Source organism: Ferrovibrio sp. (assembly GCF_964218355.1).
Taxonomy (GTDB): domain Bacteria; phylum Pseudomonadota; class Alphaproteobacteria; order Ferrovibrionales; family Ferrovibrionaceae; genus Ferrovibrio.
The window spans coordinates 40,847-54,958 of the sequence record NZ_CAXPMC010000003.1 but is presented as its reverse complement, the minus strand read 5'-3'; the positions used below and the strand labels follow the sequence as shown (position 1 = coordinate 54,958).

The window sequence follows — 14,112 nt, the reverse complement described above, 5'->3', positions numbered from 1 at the left end:
CCCCGCCTAACCACGGAAATAGAAGGTGCCCGCCTCGTCCCTGACGAAGCGGGTGAAGCCGGCATCCAGCATCTGCTGGTGCATCGGCCGGTGGCTTTCCATGTTTTCCATCGTCTCGACCATCATGCTGGACAGCTTCGGGTTGGCAAGCAGTCCGACGGAACCCCGAAGGATTTCCGGCTCCAGGCCGTCGACATCGATCTTGATGTGATTGGGTACGATTCCGGTGAGCTCCGAGAAGCGGTCGAGACTCATGGCGACCGAGCCCTGCGGGATGACCGCATTCCAGATCGGGTCGTCGCTCGGCCTGGCATCGCCGTAATTGTTCAGCGATTTCCCGGCCAGAACGCTGCTGAGATACATCTTGCCGCAACCCTCCCGGTCGGCGACCGCAATCGGGTAGGACGTCATCCTGTCCTGCAGCCTGTTGAGATAGATATTCCGGCTCAGCGTGTGATAGCTGGCGAAATGCGGTTCGAAGGCATGCACCTCGCAACCGGAAACGATGGCGGCAATCAGGCCGTACAGACCGTTATTGGCGCCGACATCGAAGAAGACCTCGCCGGGCCGGAAACCATAGATCCAGGCATTGGTGCCCGGCTCGCGCTGGTTGGCCGTCAGCGCAAAGCCCAGACATTTCAGATTGGGTACCGCCATCCAGAAAGTCTTGTCCCGGACCGTCACATTCACGGCCGGCATCGACTGCTCGTAAGCTTCGGCCAGCTCTTTTATTTTTTCGAGTGTGACGGCCAAGCGTCTGCCTCCGGGTCCACGGCAATCCGCGCCATATTCCCCGGCCTGCGTTCAGATTTGGTTAACGATAGCCGACCGGGTCAGCCGGCCAGCATCGCCTCCACCCGTTCGCAGATGTAATGGTAGAGACAGGCATGGATCTGCTGCACCTGCGGCGTGTGCCGCGACGGCACGTCGATCAGGATGTCGCAGAATGGCGCCAGCCGGCCGCCGCCTTCGCCGGTCAGCCCGATCACGGTCATCCCCTTCACGCGCGCCGCTTCCGCGGCCTTCAGCACATTGGCCGAATTGCCCGAGGTGCTGATGCCGAGCAGCACGCCGCCCCGGCGGCCATAAGCCTCGACCTGGCGGGCAAACACGCTGGCATAGTCGTAATCGTTTGCCCAGGCCGTCAGCGTCGCGCTGTCGGCACCCAGAGCAATGCAGTTCAGCCCGCGCCGCTCTTTCAGGAAGCGGCCAACCAGTTCGCCGGCGATATGCATGGCATCCGCCGCCGAGCCGCCATTCCCACAGACCAGCAGCGGCAGATCCGCTCCCAGAGCGGTCACGATGGTCTCAATGGCACGGTCAACCGCAGCGGCGCGATCGGCGGTGGCGGCCTTCGCGATCAGGGCGGCCGAATCTTCAAGATACTGGACAAGCGACATGAACAGGCTCGCTGCGGGCGGTTAAATCCGCGCGCAGCCTAACACAAAGCCGCTGCCGGACCAGCCCTGCGGCCGGCCGGCCAGCCCGCATTCAGTGCAGGTCGTAGCTGGCCGCCGCCGCACGGTATTCGGCTGGGCTGAGCAGCCGGGCGGATACGACCCGCACCGAATGCAGCCGGCCATCCAGGCTGGTTTCCCAGAAGCCGAGAAACTTCTTCAGGCCGGGGAATTTCGGCGCCAGATCGTAATCCTGCCAGATGTAGCTCTGCAGCAGGGCCGGATGATCGGGCATGTGATAGAGGATTTCGGCCGTGGTCAGGCTGTAGCTGAGCAGCCGCTGCAGCTGCCCGGCGCGATCTGCCCGGCTGCCGGCCAGGTCGTCGGGGGAGTGATCTGTCATTCTCGCCTCCTGCCTTCTGCGGGAGCCGGTCCGAGGTCGCAAACACCGACCCTGAGCCGGCGCACCATACGGAAAAAGACTGTCTGAAATATCCGCCATGTTTCAATAAGATTTTGTAAATATGACAAAAATTGGCACTGCTCGCCAGCGAGTGCCAGCAATGCAGCCCCCTGTCGGCCCGGCCCGTTGCTTGACTTGGGCGCCGCGCCACACTCTCTTAACCGCATCCGGGACCCGGGCAGCAAAACAGCGCGAATACGCGCCAAGAGGATTTGGAGGAGCGCCATGACCGCCTGCATCGTCGGCTGGAATCACAGCAAATTCGGCAAACTGGATGGCCGCGATGCCGAGGACCTGATCGTCGAGGTGGCGGTGGGCGCCATCCGCGACGCCGGCATCGAACCGAAGGATGTCGACGCCATCTATCTCGGCCACTTCAACGGCGGCCTCACCGACCAGGATTTCTCCGCCGCGCTGGTGCTGCAGGCCGACCCGGGCCTGCGCTTCAAGCCGGCCACCCGCGTGGAAAATGCCTGCTCGACCGGGTCGGCGGCAATCTACCAGGGCCTGAATACCATTGCCGCGAAGAAAGCCCGGTTCGTGCTCTGTGTCGGGGTCGAGAAGATGACGGCCGCCCCCACCGACGTCGTCGGCAACATCCTGCTGAAGGCCAGCTACCGCAAGGCGGAGGTGTTCAACGAAGGCGGTTTTGCCGGCGTGTTCGATTCGATCCAGAAACAGTATTTTCAGCGGTATGGCGACCAGTCGGATGCCACTGCGATGATCGCGGCCAAGAACCACAAGAACGGGACGAAGAACCCGCTGGCCCATATGCAGAAGGATTTCGGCTACGATTTCTGCCGCACGGTTTCTGACAGGAATCCGCTGGTGGTGGGCGGCATGCGCCGCACCGACTGCTCGATGGTCTCCGATGGCGCCGCGGCACTGGTGCTGACCGATGTGCAGACCGCACTCGGGATGAAGAAAGCCATTGCCTTCCGGGCGGCGAAGCATGTGCAGGATTTCCTGCCGATGGCCAAGCGCGACGTGGTTGCTTTCGAGGGTCCGGCAAAAGCCTGGGCCGATGCACTGGGCGAGGCCGGCCTCAGCGTCTGGGACCTGTCGTTTGCCGAAAGCCATGACTGCTTCACCATCGCCGAGCTGATCGAATACGAGGCGATGGGCCTGACCGCACCGGGTGAGGGCGCGAAGGCGATCATGGAAGGCTGGACCCAGGCCGACGGCAAGCTGCCGGTCAATCCCTCGGGCGGCCTGAAGTCGAAGGGCCATCCGATCGGCGCGACCGGTGTCTCCATGCATGTGATGGCGGCGATGCAGCTTTCCGGCACCGCCGGCGACATCCAGGTGAAGAATGCCAAGCTCGGCGGCGTCTTCAACATGGGCGGCGTGGCGGTGGCCAACTACGTCTCGATCCTCGAGCCGCTGCGCTGATCCGCCCACTCGCCGCTCCCGCGCAAGCGGGCGCCCGACCACGGGTGAATCCATCTGGATGCCCGCCTGCGCGGGCGTGACGACAAAACAAGGTGAAATCCATGTCCGACAGCTTCCGCGCGGTGGTGATCGAAGAGGTCGAGGGCAAGCCGAAGGCCACCTTCCGGCAGCTGAAACTGTCCGACCTGCCGGATCACGACGTGCTGGTCGAGGTCGCCTGCTCGACCCTGAACTACAAGGATGGCCTTGCGCTGACCGGCGGCCGTATCGCCCGCAGGCTGCCCATGGTGGCCGGCATCGATGCCGCCGGCACGGTGATCGAATCGGCCAGTCCGGATTTCAAACCCGGCGACAGGGTGATCGTGAACGGCTACGGGCTGTCGGAAACCCAGTGGGGTGCCTATGCGAAATACGCCCGCCTGAAAAGCGACTGGCTGGTGCCGCTGCCCGGCGCCTTCACGATGCAGCAGGCGATGGCAATCGGCACCGCCGGCTACACGGCCATGCTCTGCGTGATGGCGCTGGAGGATGCCGGCCTCGTGCCGGACAAGGATGCCGAAGTGCTGGTAACCGGCGCGGCCGGCGGCGTCGGTTCGGTTGCCATCGCCCTGCTGGCAAGGAAAGGCTATCGCGTCATTGCCGCCACCGGCCGGCCGGAAACTCACGATTACCTGAAGAATCTCGGCGCCGCGGGTTTCGTCGCCCGCGAGGAGCTGTCCCAGAAGGGCCCGCCGATGGCCAAGGAGCGCTGGGCAGCGGCGGTCGATTCCGTCGGCAGCCAGACGCTGGCCACGGTGCTGAGCCAGACCCGCTACGGCGGCTGGGTCGCCGCCTGCGGCCTTGCCGGCGGCATCGACCTGCCGGCCAGCGTGTTCCCCTTCATCCTGCGCAATGTCAGCCTGCTGGGCGTCGATTCGGTGATGGCGCCCATGCATCGCCGCCGCCGCGCCTGGCAGCAGCTGGCGAAAGACCTGCCGCTCGACAAGCTTGACGCGATGACGGAAGTGCATCCGCTGTCGGCTATTTTCGAGCTGGCGCCGAAGATCATTGCCGGGCAGGTGCGCGGCCGCGCGGTCATCGATATCAACGCCTGATTTAGCGCTTGAGCCTGCCTCCGCTTCGGCTATTATGCCGGCATAATTGTAATGCTGGATTACAAATCCGGCCTTGCGAAAAAAGCACCGGAGGAAACCATGCCCGACAGCCTGAGCGCTGGCGCGGACAAGCCGCCTTTCATCCCCCTCGACCTTGCGCCGCCGCGCATCCGCCGCACGCCGCTGGCCGGCGGCGGATGCCTGCTGGAATCGGCCGAGCCGCTCGGGGCTTATCCTGCCCATGCCGGCCTGCTGCTGCAGCGTCACGCACAGAACCGGCCGAATACCGTCTTCCTGGCCGCACGGCAGGCCGATGGCGGCTGGCGGCAGGTCACTTACGCCGGGGCATGGCAGGCGGCCCGCAGCATCGCCCAGGCCCTGCTCGACCGCGGCCTCGGTCAGGATGATTCGATCCTGATCCTGTCCGGCAACAGCATCGACCACGCCCTGCTCATGTTGGGCGGCTTTGTCGCCGGCGTGCCGGTCACCCCGGCCAGTGTCGCCTATTCGCTGATGAGCGGCGACTTCGCCAAGGTGCATCACATCTTCGGACTGGTGAAACCCAGGCTGGTCTTCGCCGAGAATGGCGCTGCCTTCGCCAGGGTGCTGGCCAGCCTGCCGCAGGACGGGTTCGAGACCGTCACATCCGACGGCAGCGCAGGCACGGCCTTCGCCAGCCTGCTGGCCACGACGCCGACGGCCGACGTGGAAACGCGGTTCAATGCCATCGGTCCCGACTGGACCGCCAAGTATCTCTTCACTTCGGGTTCGACCGGCCTGCCCAAGGGTGTCATCAACACCCACCGCATGATGACCAGCAACCAGCAGGCCATCGCCCAGATCTGGCCCTTCCTGCGCACCAGTCCGCCGGTGCTGCTGGACTGGCTGCCGTGGAACCACACCTTCGGCGGCAACCATAATTTCAATATGGTTCTGGCCCAGGGCGGCACCCTGCATATCGACGACGGAAAACCGGCGCCGGGCCTGGTCGAGAAAACCGTCGCCAACCTGCGCGAGGTCTCGCCGACCCTCTATTTCAATGTGCCGGCCGGCTACGCGATGCTGCTGCCGCATCTTGAGAAGGATGCGGACCTCTGCCGGCGCTTCTTCGCGAAACTGCAGATGATCTTCTATGCCGGCGCCGCCCTGCCGCCGGACCTGTGGGCACGGCTGGAGGCGTTGTCGGTGCGCACGCTGGGCCGTCGCGTCACCATGACCTCTTCCTGGGGTTCGACCGAGACAGCGCCGCTGGCCACCGCAGCGCATTTCCCGATCGAACGGGCCGGGGTGATCGGCGTGCCCGTGCCCGGCGTGCAGCTGAAACTGGTGCCTTCGGGCGGCAAGCTGGAAATCCGCGTGCGCGGCCCCAATGTCACGCCCGGTTATCTTGGCAACCCGGAGCAGACCCGGGCGGCCTTCGATGAAGAGGGCTTCTACCGCATCGGCGACGCCGTAAAACTGGCCGATGAAGCCGATCCCGACAAGGGCGTGACCTTCGATGGCCGCATCGCGGAGGATTTCAAGCTGACCACCGGCACCTGGGTGCATGTCGGCGGCCTGCGGGTGGCGGCCATCGCCGCCTGCTCGCCGTTGCTGCAGGATGCCGTCGTCACCGGCCATGACCGCCACGCCATCGGCCTGCTGGCCTGGCCGAGTGCCGCCGCGAAGGAACTGGCGCCCGATGACCTGCGCCGGCAGGTCGCAGCAAAACTGGCTGCATACAATGCAGGACAGCGCGGGTCATCCATGCGGATCAGCCGCGTGCTGCTGCTGGCCGAGCCTCCTTCGATCGACGCCAACGAGATCACCGACAAGGGCTATATCAACCAGCGCGCCGCGCTGGAACGCCGTCACGCCGATGTGAACCGCCTCTACAGCAGGCAGCCTGCCGCCGACGTGATCATCGTCACCGACAGCATGGATTGAGGGGTCTATACGGTGCTCCATGGCAGTGTCCGCATGCCGGATGCCGCATTCCAATGGAGATCACCATGGCGCGACGGTTTGTCGCCACGCTGGCGCTTGGCCTGATTCTGGCCGGCAGTCTCGCGTTCAGCATGCTGTCCGGTTCTCGGGACGGAACCACGCCCCCGGCACCGGTGGTTGCGGCGCCGGCGCGGCCCCTGGCCAGCCTGCCGGCCGGTGCCAGCGACATACGCAGCGCCGAGCGCAATCTTTATCCCGCCCCGGAAACCGCCCTGCAGCTGGCCGACGATCTCGGGCTGGATCCGGCACAGCGCCAGGATCTGCGCATGCTGCAGCAACGCGTCGATGGCGAACTGACGGCACTGTCCCGCCGCATCGCCAGTGAGGAGCGGCGCCTCGATTTCGCCTTCGCCCAGGGCAATGTCAATCCCGGCCGCATCGATGGGATTACCGCGCAGATCGGTACCCTGCAGGGGCGGCTGCGCGCCACCCGCCTGCGCGGCCATCTGGCGACCCGCAGCCTGCTGAACGCCGACCAGCTGCTGCGCTATGCCGAACTGCGCGGGTTCCAGCCGGCACCGCCGGATACTTTCGACGATCTCGACCGCGACGACATCCGGCACGACGACCTGAACCGCTGAAATTCCCTCAGCCGGTTCGCTGGCGCAGTTTCCGGGCCAGCCAGCGCGCCGCCAGCACAAAGATCACGGCCAGCGCGGCAGCCGCCAGCAGGCGCTGCTCCACCGCCTTCATCTCGCCAAGCAGCGTTTCCACGGCCTGCCCGAACACATAGCCGATGGCAGCGAACAGAACCGCCCACAGCGCCGCAGCCAGCAGGTTGAGCGGCACGAAGCGGCGGGCCGGAATGCTGCTCAGCCCGATGGCCACCGGCGCGACATTGCGGATGCCGTAGACGAAGCGGAAGCCGAGGATGAACAGGGTCGGATGACGTTCCAGCCAGCGTGATGCCGTGGCAAAGCGCGCAGCCAGTTTCGGCCGGCGGGCCAGCCAGCCGCGGCCATGGCGGCGGGCCAGCAGAAACCACAGCTGGTCGCCGGCCGCCGAGCCGGCGAAGGCCGCCAGCATCACCGGCCCGAGTGCGAGATAGCCCTGATGGGCGGCGAAACCCGCCAGCACCAGGATCGTCTCCCCCTCAAGAAACGTGCCGACCAGAACGGCGAGATAGCCGAATTCATCGAGCAGATGCGCCAACTGGTCCATGGTTCAGGCCAGGCCGCGGGCAAGGAAGCCCGGATTGCGGAAGCCCGGCTTGCCGTAGGTCAGCGGCGCCCCTTCCCAGGTCACCACGGCACCGCCGGCGGCTTCCAGGACTGCCTGGCCGGCCGCGGTATCCCATTCCTTGATGGACGCAAAGCGCGGATAGAGATCCGCCTGTCCCTCGGCGATGCGGCAGAACTTCAATGACGAGCCGGCGGTAACCTCGGCGGCCACCGTCTGCGTCTTCAGCCAGCCATCGGTTTCCGGATCGCGGTGATTGCGGCTGACCAGCACGGTGGCGCCGCCGGGCGGCATGCGGCGGGCCCGGATCACAACGCCATCCGTATCGGCGGCGCCGGCAAAGCGCCGCGCACCCGATGGCAGGCCCAGCCAGGCCACGCCGGAATCGCAGGCCGGCGCCAGCACCACGCCGAGCAGCAGCCGGCGGTCTTCGCCAACCAGCGCGATGTTGACGGTAAAATCGCCATTGCGGCTGACGAATTCGCGGGTGCCATCCAGTGGATCGACCAGCCAGAAGGGGCCGTTGCCGATCTGCGGCGGACCGTGGCGCGCCACGCTTTCCTCGGCGACCACCGGGATGCCCGGCGCCAGCCGCTGCAGGCCGGCAACGATCAGGGCCTCGGCCGCCTCGTCGGCATCGGTCACCGGCGAGCGGTCGGCCTTCGTCCGTGCCTCGAAGGCTGTGTCGTAGATCGCCATGATTGCTGTGCCGGCGGCACGGGCCAGAGCGAGCACGGCCGGCGCAAGCGGTTCGGCAGCAATGGTCATGGCTGCATCAGCCCTCGGGTGGCGCAACCGGACGCAGCGGCACCTGGTCGGTATTGATCAGCTGCTTGCCGACATGGGGAAAATTGACAGTGACCCGCGGTCCGATTGCCGACTGGACCTGACCGGCACCCCAGTCGGGATGGAAAGGGTGTTCCACCCAGTCGCCGGGTGCATAGGGTGCCTGCATGATCTCCGCTTGCCACAGGGCCGGCACGGCCCGGTTGATCCGGGACGCCCGCCGTTTTAGACAGGATCATCTTACCCGCGATGGCGCCCAGCCGCCACCGTGCCACCCGGGAGACCTGCCATGGCCGCCGATGCCGAGACACTCGATCTGGTCGCATTGATCTGCTCGCGGCTGTGCCACGATCTCGCCGGCGCCGTCGGCGCGGTCAACAACGGCATCGAGCTGCTGGCCGAGGAAACCGATCCGGCCATGCGCGACGAGGCCATCGGCCTGATCGCGCAGTCGGGCAGCGACGCGGCCCGCCGCCTCGCCTTTTTCCGCCACGCACTGGGTGCATCGGGCAGCATGGACGAGCCGATGGCGCTGGCCGACCTTGCCCGCGTGGCGCAGGCCTATTTTGCCGGCGGCAAGGTGGCGGTCAGCCTGCCGGTCGAGGCTGGCGAAATCGCCAAGCCGCTGGGCAAGGCCCTGCTGCTGCTGCTGGCGCTGGCGACGCAGGCCCTGGCCCGGGGCGGCGATCTCGCGCTGACCCGTGACGGCAGCGGCTGGCGCATCGCCGGCCGCGGGCCGATGCTGCGCTGGCCCGAACCGGTTACCGCGGCCCTCGCCGGCGGCGACTGGCCGCGCGAGCCGCAGGCGGCGCTGGCCCGCTACGCGCTGCGGCTGGCCAGCCTTGCCGGCTGCCGTGTTGCCGTGCAGACCGGCGAGACCGAGATCGCGCTTGTCCTGTCCGCCTAGTCGCGGCCGGCCTCGACCAGCTTTTCGGCCAGCAGCCGGGGATTGGTGAAGATCACCTCGTGGCTGCCCGGCATCTGCACCAGCCGGTACAGCCCCAGCCGCGACGACATCCGCGGGTGCCAGCCGAAATCGGCGCCCGGCGGCAGGGCCGTGTCTTCCGTGCAGTTCAGGTAGCTTTTCGGTATCTCCAGCGAGAAGAACGTCTTCAGCGGCACCTTGTCGGTATGGCTGCGCCGCGGTGTGGGCGACAGCGTGTCGTAAGCCTGCTTCGCCAGGTCGCCATCGGCATCGTTGATGAAGGCATCGCGCCAGATCGGATAGGGCAGCATCACGCCGCCATCGGGCTGGGCGATCTGCGCGAACAGCGCCTTGTAATGCGGCGGCACGTTGTCTTCGAGGCTTTCGCCGTCCTGCAGCACGAAGGCATTCCAGAAGACCAGGCGGCGGATACGTGCGGCCAGCTGCTCGGCCACCGGCTGGATCACGGTGCCGCCGAAGCTGTGGCCGACCAGCACGAAATCCTTCAGGTCTTTCCGGGCGATGTAATCGACCACCGAGGCGACGCAGTCGGCATGGCTGACTCCCTTGTTGCCGCCGGGTTCGTGGCCCGCCACGGTCGGCGCGAAGGCCCTGTGGCCCAGTTCCTCGAGCCGCGCGATCACCGGCGCCCAGGCGCTGTTGTCGTGCCAGGAGCCATGTACCAGAACGAATGTGTAGCCCATCGCTTCCTCCTCCGGATATTTTCCGGCGAGGATAGGTCGCATGCGTCACCCGCGCGCGTCCGTCAGCGCATGAAAAGGCGCCTATCCGTGCAGGCGCAGCTGGCGCCAGGCGGCCGGCGGCAGTCCGTGGCGGGCACGGAAACGGCGGGCGAAATGGCTCGGTTCGGCAAAGCCGCAGCGCCAGGCGATCTCGGCAATGCTCAGGGCCGCGAAACGCCGGTCGGCCAGCAATGCGGCGGCACGGACAAGCCGCTGTTCCACCAGCTCGGCACCAAAGCTGCTGCCGGCCGCGGCGAACAGGGCATGCAGGTAGCGCTTCGACAGGCCGTGCTGGGCGGCGAGGGCAGCGGGGTCGAGGTCGCTTTCATGCAGGCGGTCGCGCAGCCCGGCGCGCAGACGGTCCAGCAGTGCCTGCCGGTGCGCGCTGCCCGCCGTCACGTCATGCCCGCCGGCCAGCGCCAGCAGGGCGCCCAGCTGGCCAGCCACGATGTCGCGTGGCAGCGCCATGCCCTCCACGGCTTCCGGCCGCAGGTTGGCGGCGAGGCTGCAGAGCGTGGCCCCCCAGCCGGATGCCGCGCCTAGCGACATGGCCGTCAGCCGTTCCGGCGCCGGCAGCCAGGTGCGCAGCCAGCCGGCCGGTATCTGCACCGACAGGCAGTCGAAATCGGCGGGAAAGTCGAAGCCGTAGGGCTGGCGGCTGTCGACCAGGGCGCAGTCGCCCGGCTGCAGCCAGACCTCGCGGCCCTGCTGGGCCACCTGCAGGCGGCCGCGGCGCATCTGCAGCAGGTAGAAATTCTCCCGCGCACTGCCGGCGGCGGCCCGGCGGGTGCGCCAGACCTGCTGCGCATCGGCGGTGACGAAATTCAGGTCGACCGGGCCGAAATCATGCTGCGCCAGCCGGCCGCGGAACCCCTCGCGCCGGGTGCTGTCGGCCTTCATCTCCAGAAAAGCCTCGCAGATCGCATCGACCCAGTAGCTCAGCCCCTCGGCTGGCGCCGCTGTCTCGGTCGACCAGATGCGGGACGCCTGTTCGGCTGCCGGCATGACATTCCTCCCGTGCCGACTCTGCCGCGCCGCCGCAACCGCTTTGGTCTGTGTCTTGCCGCCGTCGCCAGCGGACGCCATGCTTGCTCCGTATCGTGAGGAGACGTCATGACCGAAGCCGCCTGGCGCAGCCGCGCCGCCGTCCGTTTCACCTGCGAGAAGACATCCGCCAGCGCCGCCGGCGGCATAGTGGTCAGCAACCACCCGCTGGCCTCGGCGGCCGGCGCCGAGATGCTGGCGGCCGGCGGCAATGCGGTGGACGCCGCCATCGCCGCCCTGTTCACGCTCACCGTGGTCGAACCTATGATGGTGGGCATCTTCGGCGGCGGCATGGCCCATATCCGGCTGGCCGATGGCCGCCACACCGTGATCGACGGCCAGGCCATGGCGCCGGCGGCGGCGCGCGACACCACCTACCGGCCGGTCAGCGACACCCCCGGCCCCGACTATCTCGAAACCGAAGGCCGCGAGAATGCCGTCGGCGCGAAGGCCGTCGCCGTGCCAGGCACGCTGAAGGGCTGGTGCGAAGCGGTCAGCCGCTTCGGCCGGCTGCCGCTGGCCGACGTGATGGAGCCGGCGATCCGCCATGCCTCCCGCGGCTTCGCCATCACGCCGTATCTGACCGAATGCATCACCGACAGCGCGCAGGACATGCTGCGCGACGGGGAAATCGCGAAACTCTACCTGCCTGGCGGCAAGCCGCTGCCGGCCGGATCGCGGCTGGTGCAGGCGGACTACGCCGCCACCCTGCGCCGCATCGCCGCCGACGGGCCCGACACCCTGTATGGCGGCGCGCTCGGCCGCTGGGTCGTCGACAGCCTGGAGGCCGCCGGCGGGCTGGTCACGCTGGACGACCTGAAAGACTACCGCACCATCGAACGCGATCCGGTGCGCGGGCCCTATCGCGGCTTCGAGATCGTCGGCCCGCCGCCGCCCTCGTCGGGCGGCGTGCACGTGCTGCAGATGCTGAACATCCTCGAGGGCCACGATATCGCGGCACTGGGCTTCGGCTCGGCCGACGCGGCGCATCTGCTGGCCGAAGTGCTGAAGATCGCCTTCGCCGACCGCGCCGCCGCCACCGCCGACCCGGCTTTCGTGCCGGTGCCGGTGCAGACGCTGATCTCGAAAGACTATGCGGCCGAGCGGCGGGCACAGATCGCCATGGACCGCGCACAGGCCTGGTCGGCCGGGGTGACGCCGGGCGCCGGCGAATCCGCCAACACCACCCATGTCACCGTGGCCGACCGCGAGGGCAACGTGGTGGCGACGACACAGACCATCAACTCGCTGTTCGGTGCCCGCTTCATCCTGCCCGATACCGGCATCGTGCCCAACAACTACATGTTCCTGTTCGATCCGCATCCGGGCAAGGCGCAGTCGGTGGCCGCCGGCAAGCGTGTCACCACCTCGATGGCGCCGACCATCATCCTGAAGGACGGCCAGCCTGCTTTTGCGCTCGGCCTGCCCGGTGGCCTGCGCATCTTCGGCTCGGCCATGCAGGCCGTGGTCAACCTGATCGACCATGGCATGGATCTGCAGGAGGCCGTGGAAGCGCCGCGTCTGTGGACGCAGGGGCAGAAGCTGGAAATCGAGGATGGCTACGGCGAGGCCCTGCGCGGCCAGCTGGCCGCCCGCGGCCATGACATGCTGCCGGTGCCGGTGATCGGCGGCGGCATGAACGCGATCCGCTTCAACGCGGACGGCAGCCTGACCGGCGCGGCCTGCTGGCGCGCCGACGGCACCCCCATCGGGCTGGGCGGCGGGCTGGCCCGCAGGGGCGTGCGCTTCTGGCCGGAAGCGCGGCGCTAGGCCTGCGGCAGGTTACAGCGCCACCAGAATGGCGCCGCCGGTGATCAGCGCGACCCCCAGCCAGTTGAGCAGGGACAGCTTCTCGCCCAGCAGCAATGCGCCGAAGACGGCGACGAACACGACGCTGAGCTTGTCGACGGGGGCGACGCGGGCGGCATCGCCCAGCTTCAGCGCGCGGAAATAGCACAGCCACGAGGCCCCGGTGGCCAGACCGGACAGCAGCAGATACAGCCAGGTGCGCCCCGGCACGCTGCCTGGCGCCTGCCACTGGCCGGTGGCAAACAGCACCACGCCCGCCAGCACGAGGATGACAACCGTGCGGATGAAGGTGGCGAAATCCGAGGCCACGTCCTGCACGCCAATCTTGGCGAAGATCGCCGTCAGCGCCGCAAAGCCGGCCGACAGCAGCGCCCAGACCTGCCACTGGGCGAGCAGGGATTTCATGACAGGAAGCGCTTACCGCGCGCCGGCGGCCCGCTTGGCGGTGGCGGCGACCGGCTCGACCTGGTCGCGCAGCACATAGCCGCGGCCCCAGACCGTCTCGATGTAATTGTCGCCGTCGGTGGCCGAGGCGATCTTCTTGCGCAGCTTGCAGATGAAGACGTCGATGATCTTCAGCTCCGGCTCGTCCATGCCGCCATAGAGATGGTTGAGGAACATCTCCTTGGTCAGGGTCGTGCCCTTGCGCAGGCTGAGCAGCTCCAGCATGGCGTATTCCTTGCCGGTCAGATGCAGGCGGCCGCCTTCCACCTCGACCGACTTGGCGTCGAGGTTGACGGTCAGCTTGCCGGTCTGGATCACCGACTGGGAATGGCCTTTCGCCCGGCGCACGATGGCGTTGATGCGGGCGACCAGCTCGTCCTTGTTGAACGGCTTGGTCAGGTAGTCGTCGGCGCCGAAGCCGAGGCCCTTCACCTTCTTGTCCGGCTCGCCCATCCCCGAGAGGATCAGGATCGGCGTATCCACCTTGGCCGCCCGCAGCTTTTTCAGCACGTCATAGCCGTGCATGTCGGGCAGGTTCAGGTCGAGCACGATGATGTCGTAGTCATACAGCTTGCCGAGGTCGAGCCCCTCTTCGCCGTATTCGGTGCGATAGACGTTGAAGCCTTCCTGGCCGAGCATCATCTCGATGCTCTTGGCCATCGCGGCATCATCTTCGATCAGCAGTACACGCATGGCACCCCCCATCGGTACGGTTCCCGATTCGCCATAATTTACCATCGTTAACAAACGAAGTTAACGAATTCTTCCACAGGCGGCCCGGCGGCCGGGGTGGAAAGCCGGCATTTATGCTAGACTGGCGGGTATTCACTGCCGGAAAACAACTTTTTGT

16 protein-coding genes are annotated in these 14,112 nt (G+C 67.0%); 6 read left to right on the top strand and 10 right to left on the bottom strand.

The features are described 5' to 3' along the window. Positions 1–6: 6 nt before the first annotated feature. From ACEQZY_RS00585 to ACEQZY_RS00575, 3 genes are all read right to left on the bottom strand, one after another. Positions 7–753, bottom strand: a complete 747-nt coding sequence (locus ACEQZY_RS00585; RefSeq protein WP_341702350.1) for an FkbM family methyltransferase — start codon at positions 751–753, stop codon at positions 7–9. Positions 754–833: 80 nt separating this feature from the next. Next, positions 834–1,400 carry an SIS domain-containing protein gene (locus ACEQZY_RS00580; protein WP_341702351.1) on the bottom strand — a complete coding sequence of 189 codons (567 nt, stop codon included), beginning with the start codon at positions 1,398–1,400 and terminating at the stop codon, positions 834–836. A gap of 91 nt (positions 1,401–1,491) precedes the next feature. Beyond that, on the bottom strand, positions 1,492–1,800 hold the full coding sequence (locus ACEQZY_RS00575) for a Usg family protein (protein WP_341702352.1): 309 nt from the start codon (positions 1,798–1,800) through the stop codon (positions 1,492–1,494). Between the two features lie 285 nt (positions 1,801–2,085). Between ACEQZY_RS00575 and ACEQZY_RS00570 the strand changes: the two genes are divergently transcribed. The 4 genes from ACEQZY_RS00570 to ACEQZY_RS00555 all read left to right on the top strand — a co-directional run bounded on the left by ACEQZY_RS00570 (position 2,086) and on the right by ACEQZY_RS00555 (position 6,913). Next, the gene (locus ACEQZY_RS00570; protein WP_341702353.1) at positions 2,086–3,252 is read left to right on the top strand and encodes an acetyl-CoA acetyltransferase; all 1,167 of its coding nucleotides are present in this window, start codon (positions 2,086–2,088) and stop codon (positions 3,250–3,252) included. A gap of 101 nt (positions 3,253–3,353) precedes the next feature. Further along, positions 3,354–4,346 carry an MDR family oxidoreductase gene (locus ACEQZY_RS00565; protein WP_341702354.1) on the top strand — a complete coding sequence of 331 codons (993 nt, stop codon included), beginning with the start codon at positions 3,354–3,356 and terminating at the stop codon, positions 4,344–4,346. Between the two features lie 99 nt (positions 4,347–4,445). Then, positions 4,446–6,272, top strand: a complete 1,827-nt coding sequence (locus tag ACEQZY_RS00560; RefSeq protein WP_341702355.1) for a feruloyl-CoA synthase — start codon at positions 4,446–4,448, stop codon at positions 6,270–6,272. Between the two features lie 53 nt (positions 6,273–6,325). After that, positions 6,326–6,913: a hypothetical protein gene (locus tag ACEQZY_RS00555; protein WP_370151572.1), complete on the top strand. Its 588-nt coding sequence runs from the start codon at positions 6,326–6,328 to the stop codon at positions 6,911–6,913. Positions 6,914–6,920: 7 nt separating this feature from the next. Here the strand turns inward: ACEQZY_RS00555 and ACEQZY_RS00550 are convergent, their stop codons facing one another. From ACEQZY_RS00550 to ACEQZY_RS00540, 3 genes are read right to left on the bottom strand one after another with little or no spacing between them, the layout of a single operon-like run. Further along, a complete protein-coding gene (locus ACEQZY_RS00550; RefSeq protein WP_370151570.1) occupies positions 6,921–7,493 on the bottom strand; it encodes a DedA family protein in 573 nt (190 codons plus the stop codon). Between the two features lie 3 nt (positions 7,494–7,496). After that, positions 7,497–8,279 (bottom strand): 3'(2'),5'-bisphosphate nucleotidase CysQ, encoded by a 783-nt coding sequence (gene cysQ, locus ACEQZY_RS00545; protein ID WP_370151568.1) that lies wholly within the window; start codon positions 8,277–8,279, stop codon positions 7,497–7,499. Positions 8,280–8,286: 7 nt separating this feature from the next. Next, positions 8,287–8,466 carry a DUF3553 domain-containing protein gene (locus ACEQZY_RS00540; protein ID WP_370151565.1) on the bottom strand — a complete coding sequence of 60 codons (180 nt, stop codon included), beginning with the start codon at positions 8,464–8,466 and terminating at the stop codon, positions 8,287–8,289. A gap of 120 nt (positions 8,467–8,586) precedes the next feature. On the opposite strand from ACEQZY_RS00540, the gene ACEQZY_RS00535 reads away from it, so the two are divergent. After that, positions 8,587–9,204, top strand: a complete 618-nt coding sequence (locus tag ACEQZY_RS00535) for a histidine phosphotransferase family protein (protein ID WP_370151563.1) — start codon at positions 8,587–8,589, stop codon at positions 9,202–9,204. Here the strand turns inward: ACEQZY_RS00535 and ACEQZY_RS00530 are convergent. Next, positions 9,201–9,926 (bottom strand): alpha/beta hydrolase, encoded by a 726-nt coding sequence (locus ACEQZY_RS00530; protein ID WP_341704874.1) that lies wholly within the window; start codon positions 9,924–9,926, stop codon positions 9,201–9,203. The two genes, ACEQZY_RS00535 and ACEQZY_RS00530, sit on opposite strands and share 4 nt — an antisense overlap. An 81-nt stretch (positions 9,927–10,007) precedes the next feature. Further along, positions 10,008–10,970, bottom strand: coding sequence for a helix-turn-helix domain-containing protein (locus ACEQZY_RS00525; protein WP_370151561.1), 963 nt, complete (start codon positions 10,968–10,970; stop codon positions 10,008–10,010). A gap of 108 nt (positions 10,971–11,078) precedes the next feature. Between ACEQZY_RS00525 and ggt the strand changes: the two genes are divergently transcribed. Beyond that, positions 11,079–12,779: a gamma-glutamyltransferase gene (ggt, locus tag ACEQZY_RS00520; protein WP_341704876.1), complete on the top strand. Its 1,701-nt coding sequence runs from the start codon at positions 11,079–11,081 to the stop codon at positions 12,777–12,779. 12 nt (positions 12,780–12,791) lie between these two features. Here the strand turns inward: ggt and ACEQZY_RS00515 are convergent, their stop codons facing one another. Further along, entirely contained in the window at positions 12,792–13,223 is a 432-nt protein-coding gene (locus ACEQZY_RS00515; protein ID WP_370151559.1) for an EamA family transporter, read from the bottom strand. Positions 13,224–13,235: 12 nt separating this feature from the next. Further along, positions 13,236–13,955, bottom strand: a complete 720-nt coding sequence (gene ctrA, locus ACEQZY_RS00510) for a response regulator transcription factor CtrA (RefSeq protein WP_341704877.1) — start codon at positions 13,953–13,955, stop codon at positions 13,236–13,238. Positions 13,956–14,112: the final 157 nt, after the last annotated feature.

Excerpts from the sequence above, each read along its gene's own strand:
- ctrA (WP_341704877.1), bottom strand. The coding sequence starts at position 13,955 with ATGCGTGTACTGCTGATCGAAGATGATGCCGCGATGGCCAAGAGCATC.
- cysQ (WP_370151568.1), bottom strand. The coding sequence starts at position 8,279 with ATGACCATTGCTGCCGAACCGCTTGCGCCGGCCGTGCTCGCTCTGGCC.
- ACEQZY_RS00540 (WP_370151565.1), bottom strand. The coding sequence starts at position 8,466 with ATGCAGGCACCCTATGCACCCGGCGACTGGGTGGAACACCCTTTCCAT.
- ACEQZY_RS00550 (WP_370151570.1), bottom strand. The coding sequence starts at position 7,493 with ATGGACCAGTTGGCGCATCTGCTCGATGAATTCGGCTATCTCGCCGTT.
- ACEQZY_RS00515 (WP_370151559.1), bottom strand. The coding sequence starts at position 13,223 with ATGAAATCCCTGCTCGCCCAGTGGCAGGTCTGGGCGCTGCTGTCGGCC.
- ACEQZY_RS00530 (WP_341704874.1), bottom strand. The coding sequence starts at position 9,926 with ATGGGCTACACATTCGTTCTGGTACATGGCTCCTGGCACGACAACAGC.
- ggt (WP_341704876.1), top strand. The coding sequence starts at position 11,079 with ATGACCGAAGCCGCCTGGCGCAGCCGCGCCGCCGTCCGTTTCACCTGC.
- ACEQZY_RS00560 (WP_341702355.1), top strand. The coding sequence starts at position 4,446 with ATGCCCGACAGCCTGAGCGCTGGCGCGGACAAGCCGCCTTTCATCCCC.
- ACEQZY_RS00575 (WP_341702352.1), bottom strand. The coding sequence starts at position 1,800 with ATGACAGATCACTCCCCCGACGACCTGGCCGGCAGCCGGGCAGATCGC.
- ACEQZY_RS00580 (WP_341702351.1), bottom strand. The coding sequence starts at position 1,400 with ATGTCGCTTGTCCAGTATCTTGAAGATTCGGCCGCCCTGATCGCGAAG.
- ACEQZY_RS00525 (WP_370151561.1), bottom strand. The coding sequence starts at position 10,970 with ATGCCGGCAGCCGAACAGGCGTCCCGCATCTGGTCGACCGAGACAGCG.
- ACEQZY_RS00555 (WP_370151572.1), top strand. The coding sequence starts at position 6,326 with ATGGAGATCACCATGGCGCGACGGTTTGTCGCCACGCTGGCGCTTGGC.
- ACEQZY_RS00535 (WP_370151563.1), top strand. The coding sequence starts at position 8,587 with ATGGCCGCCGATGCCGAGACACTCGATCTGGTCGCATTGATCTGCTCG.
- ACEQZY_RS00565 (WP_341702354.1), top strand. The coding sequence starts at position 3,354 with ATGTCCGACAGCTTCCGCGCGGTGGTGATCGAAGAGGTCGAGGGCAAG.
- ACEQZY_RS00570 (WP_341702353.1), top strand. The coding sequence starts at position 2,086 with ATGACCGCCTGCATCGTCGGCTGGAATCACAGCAAATTCGGCAAACTG.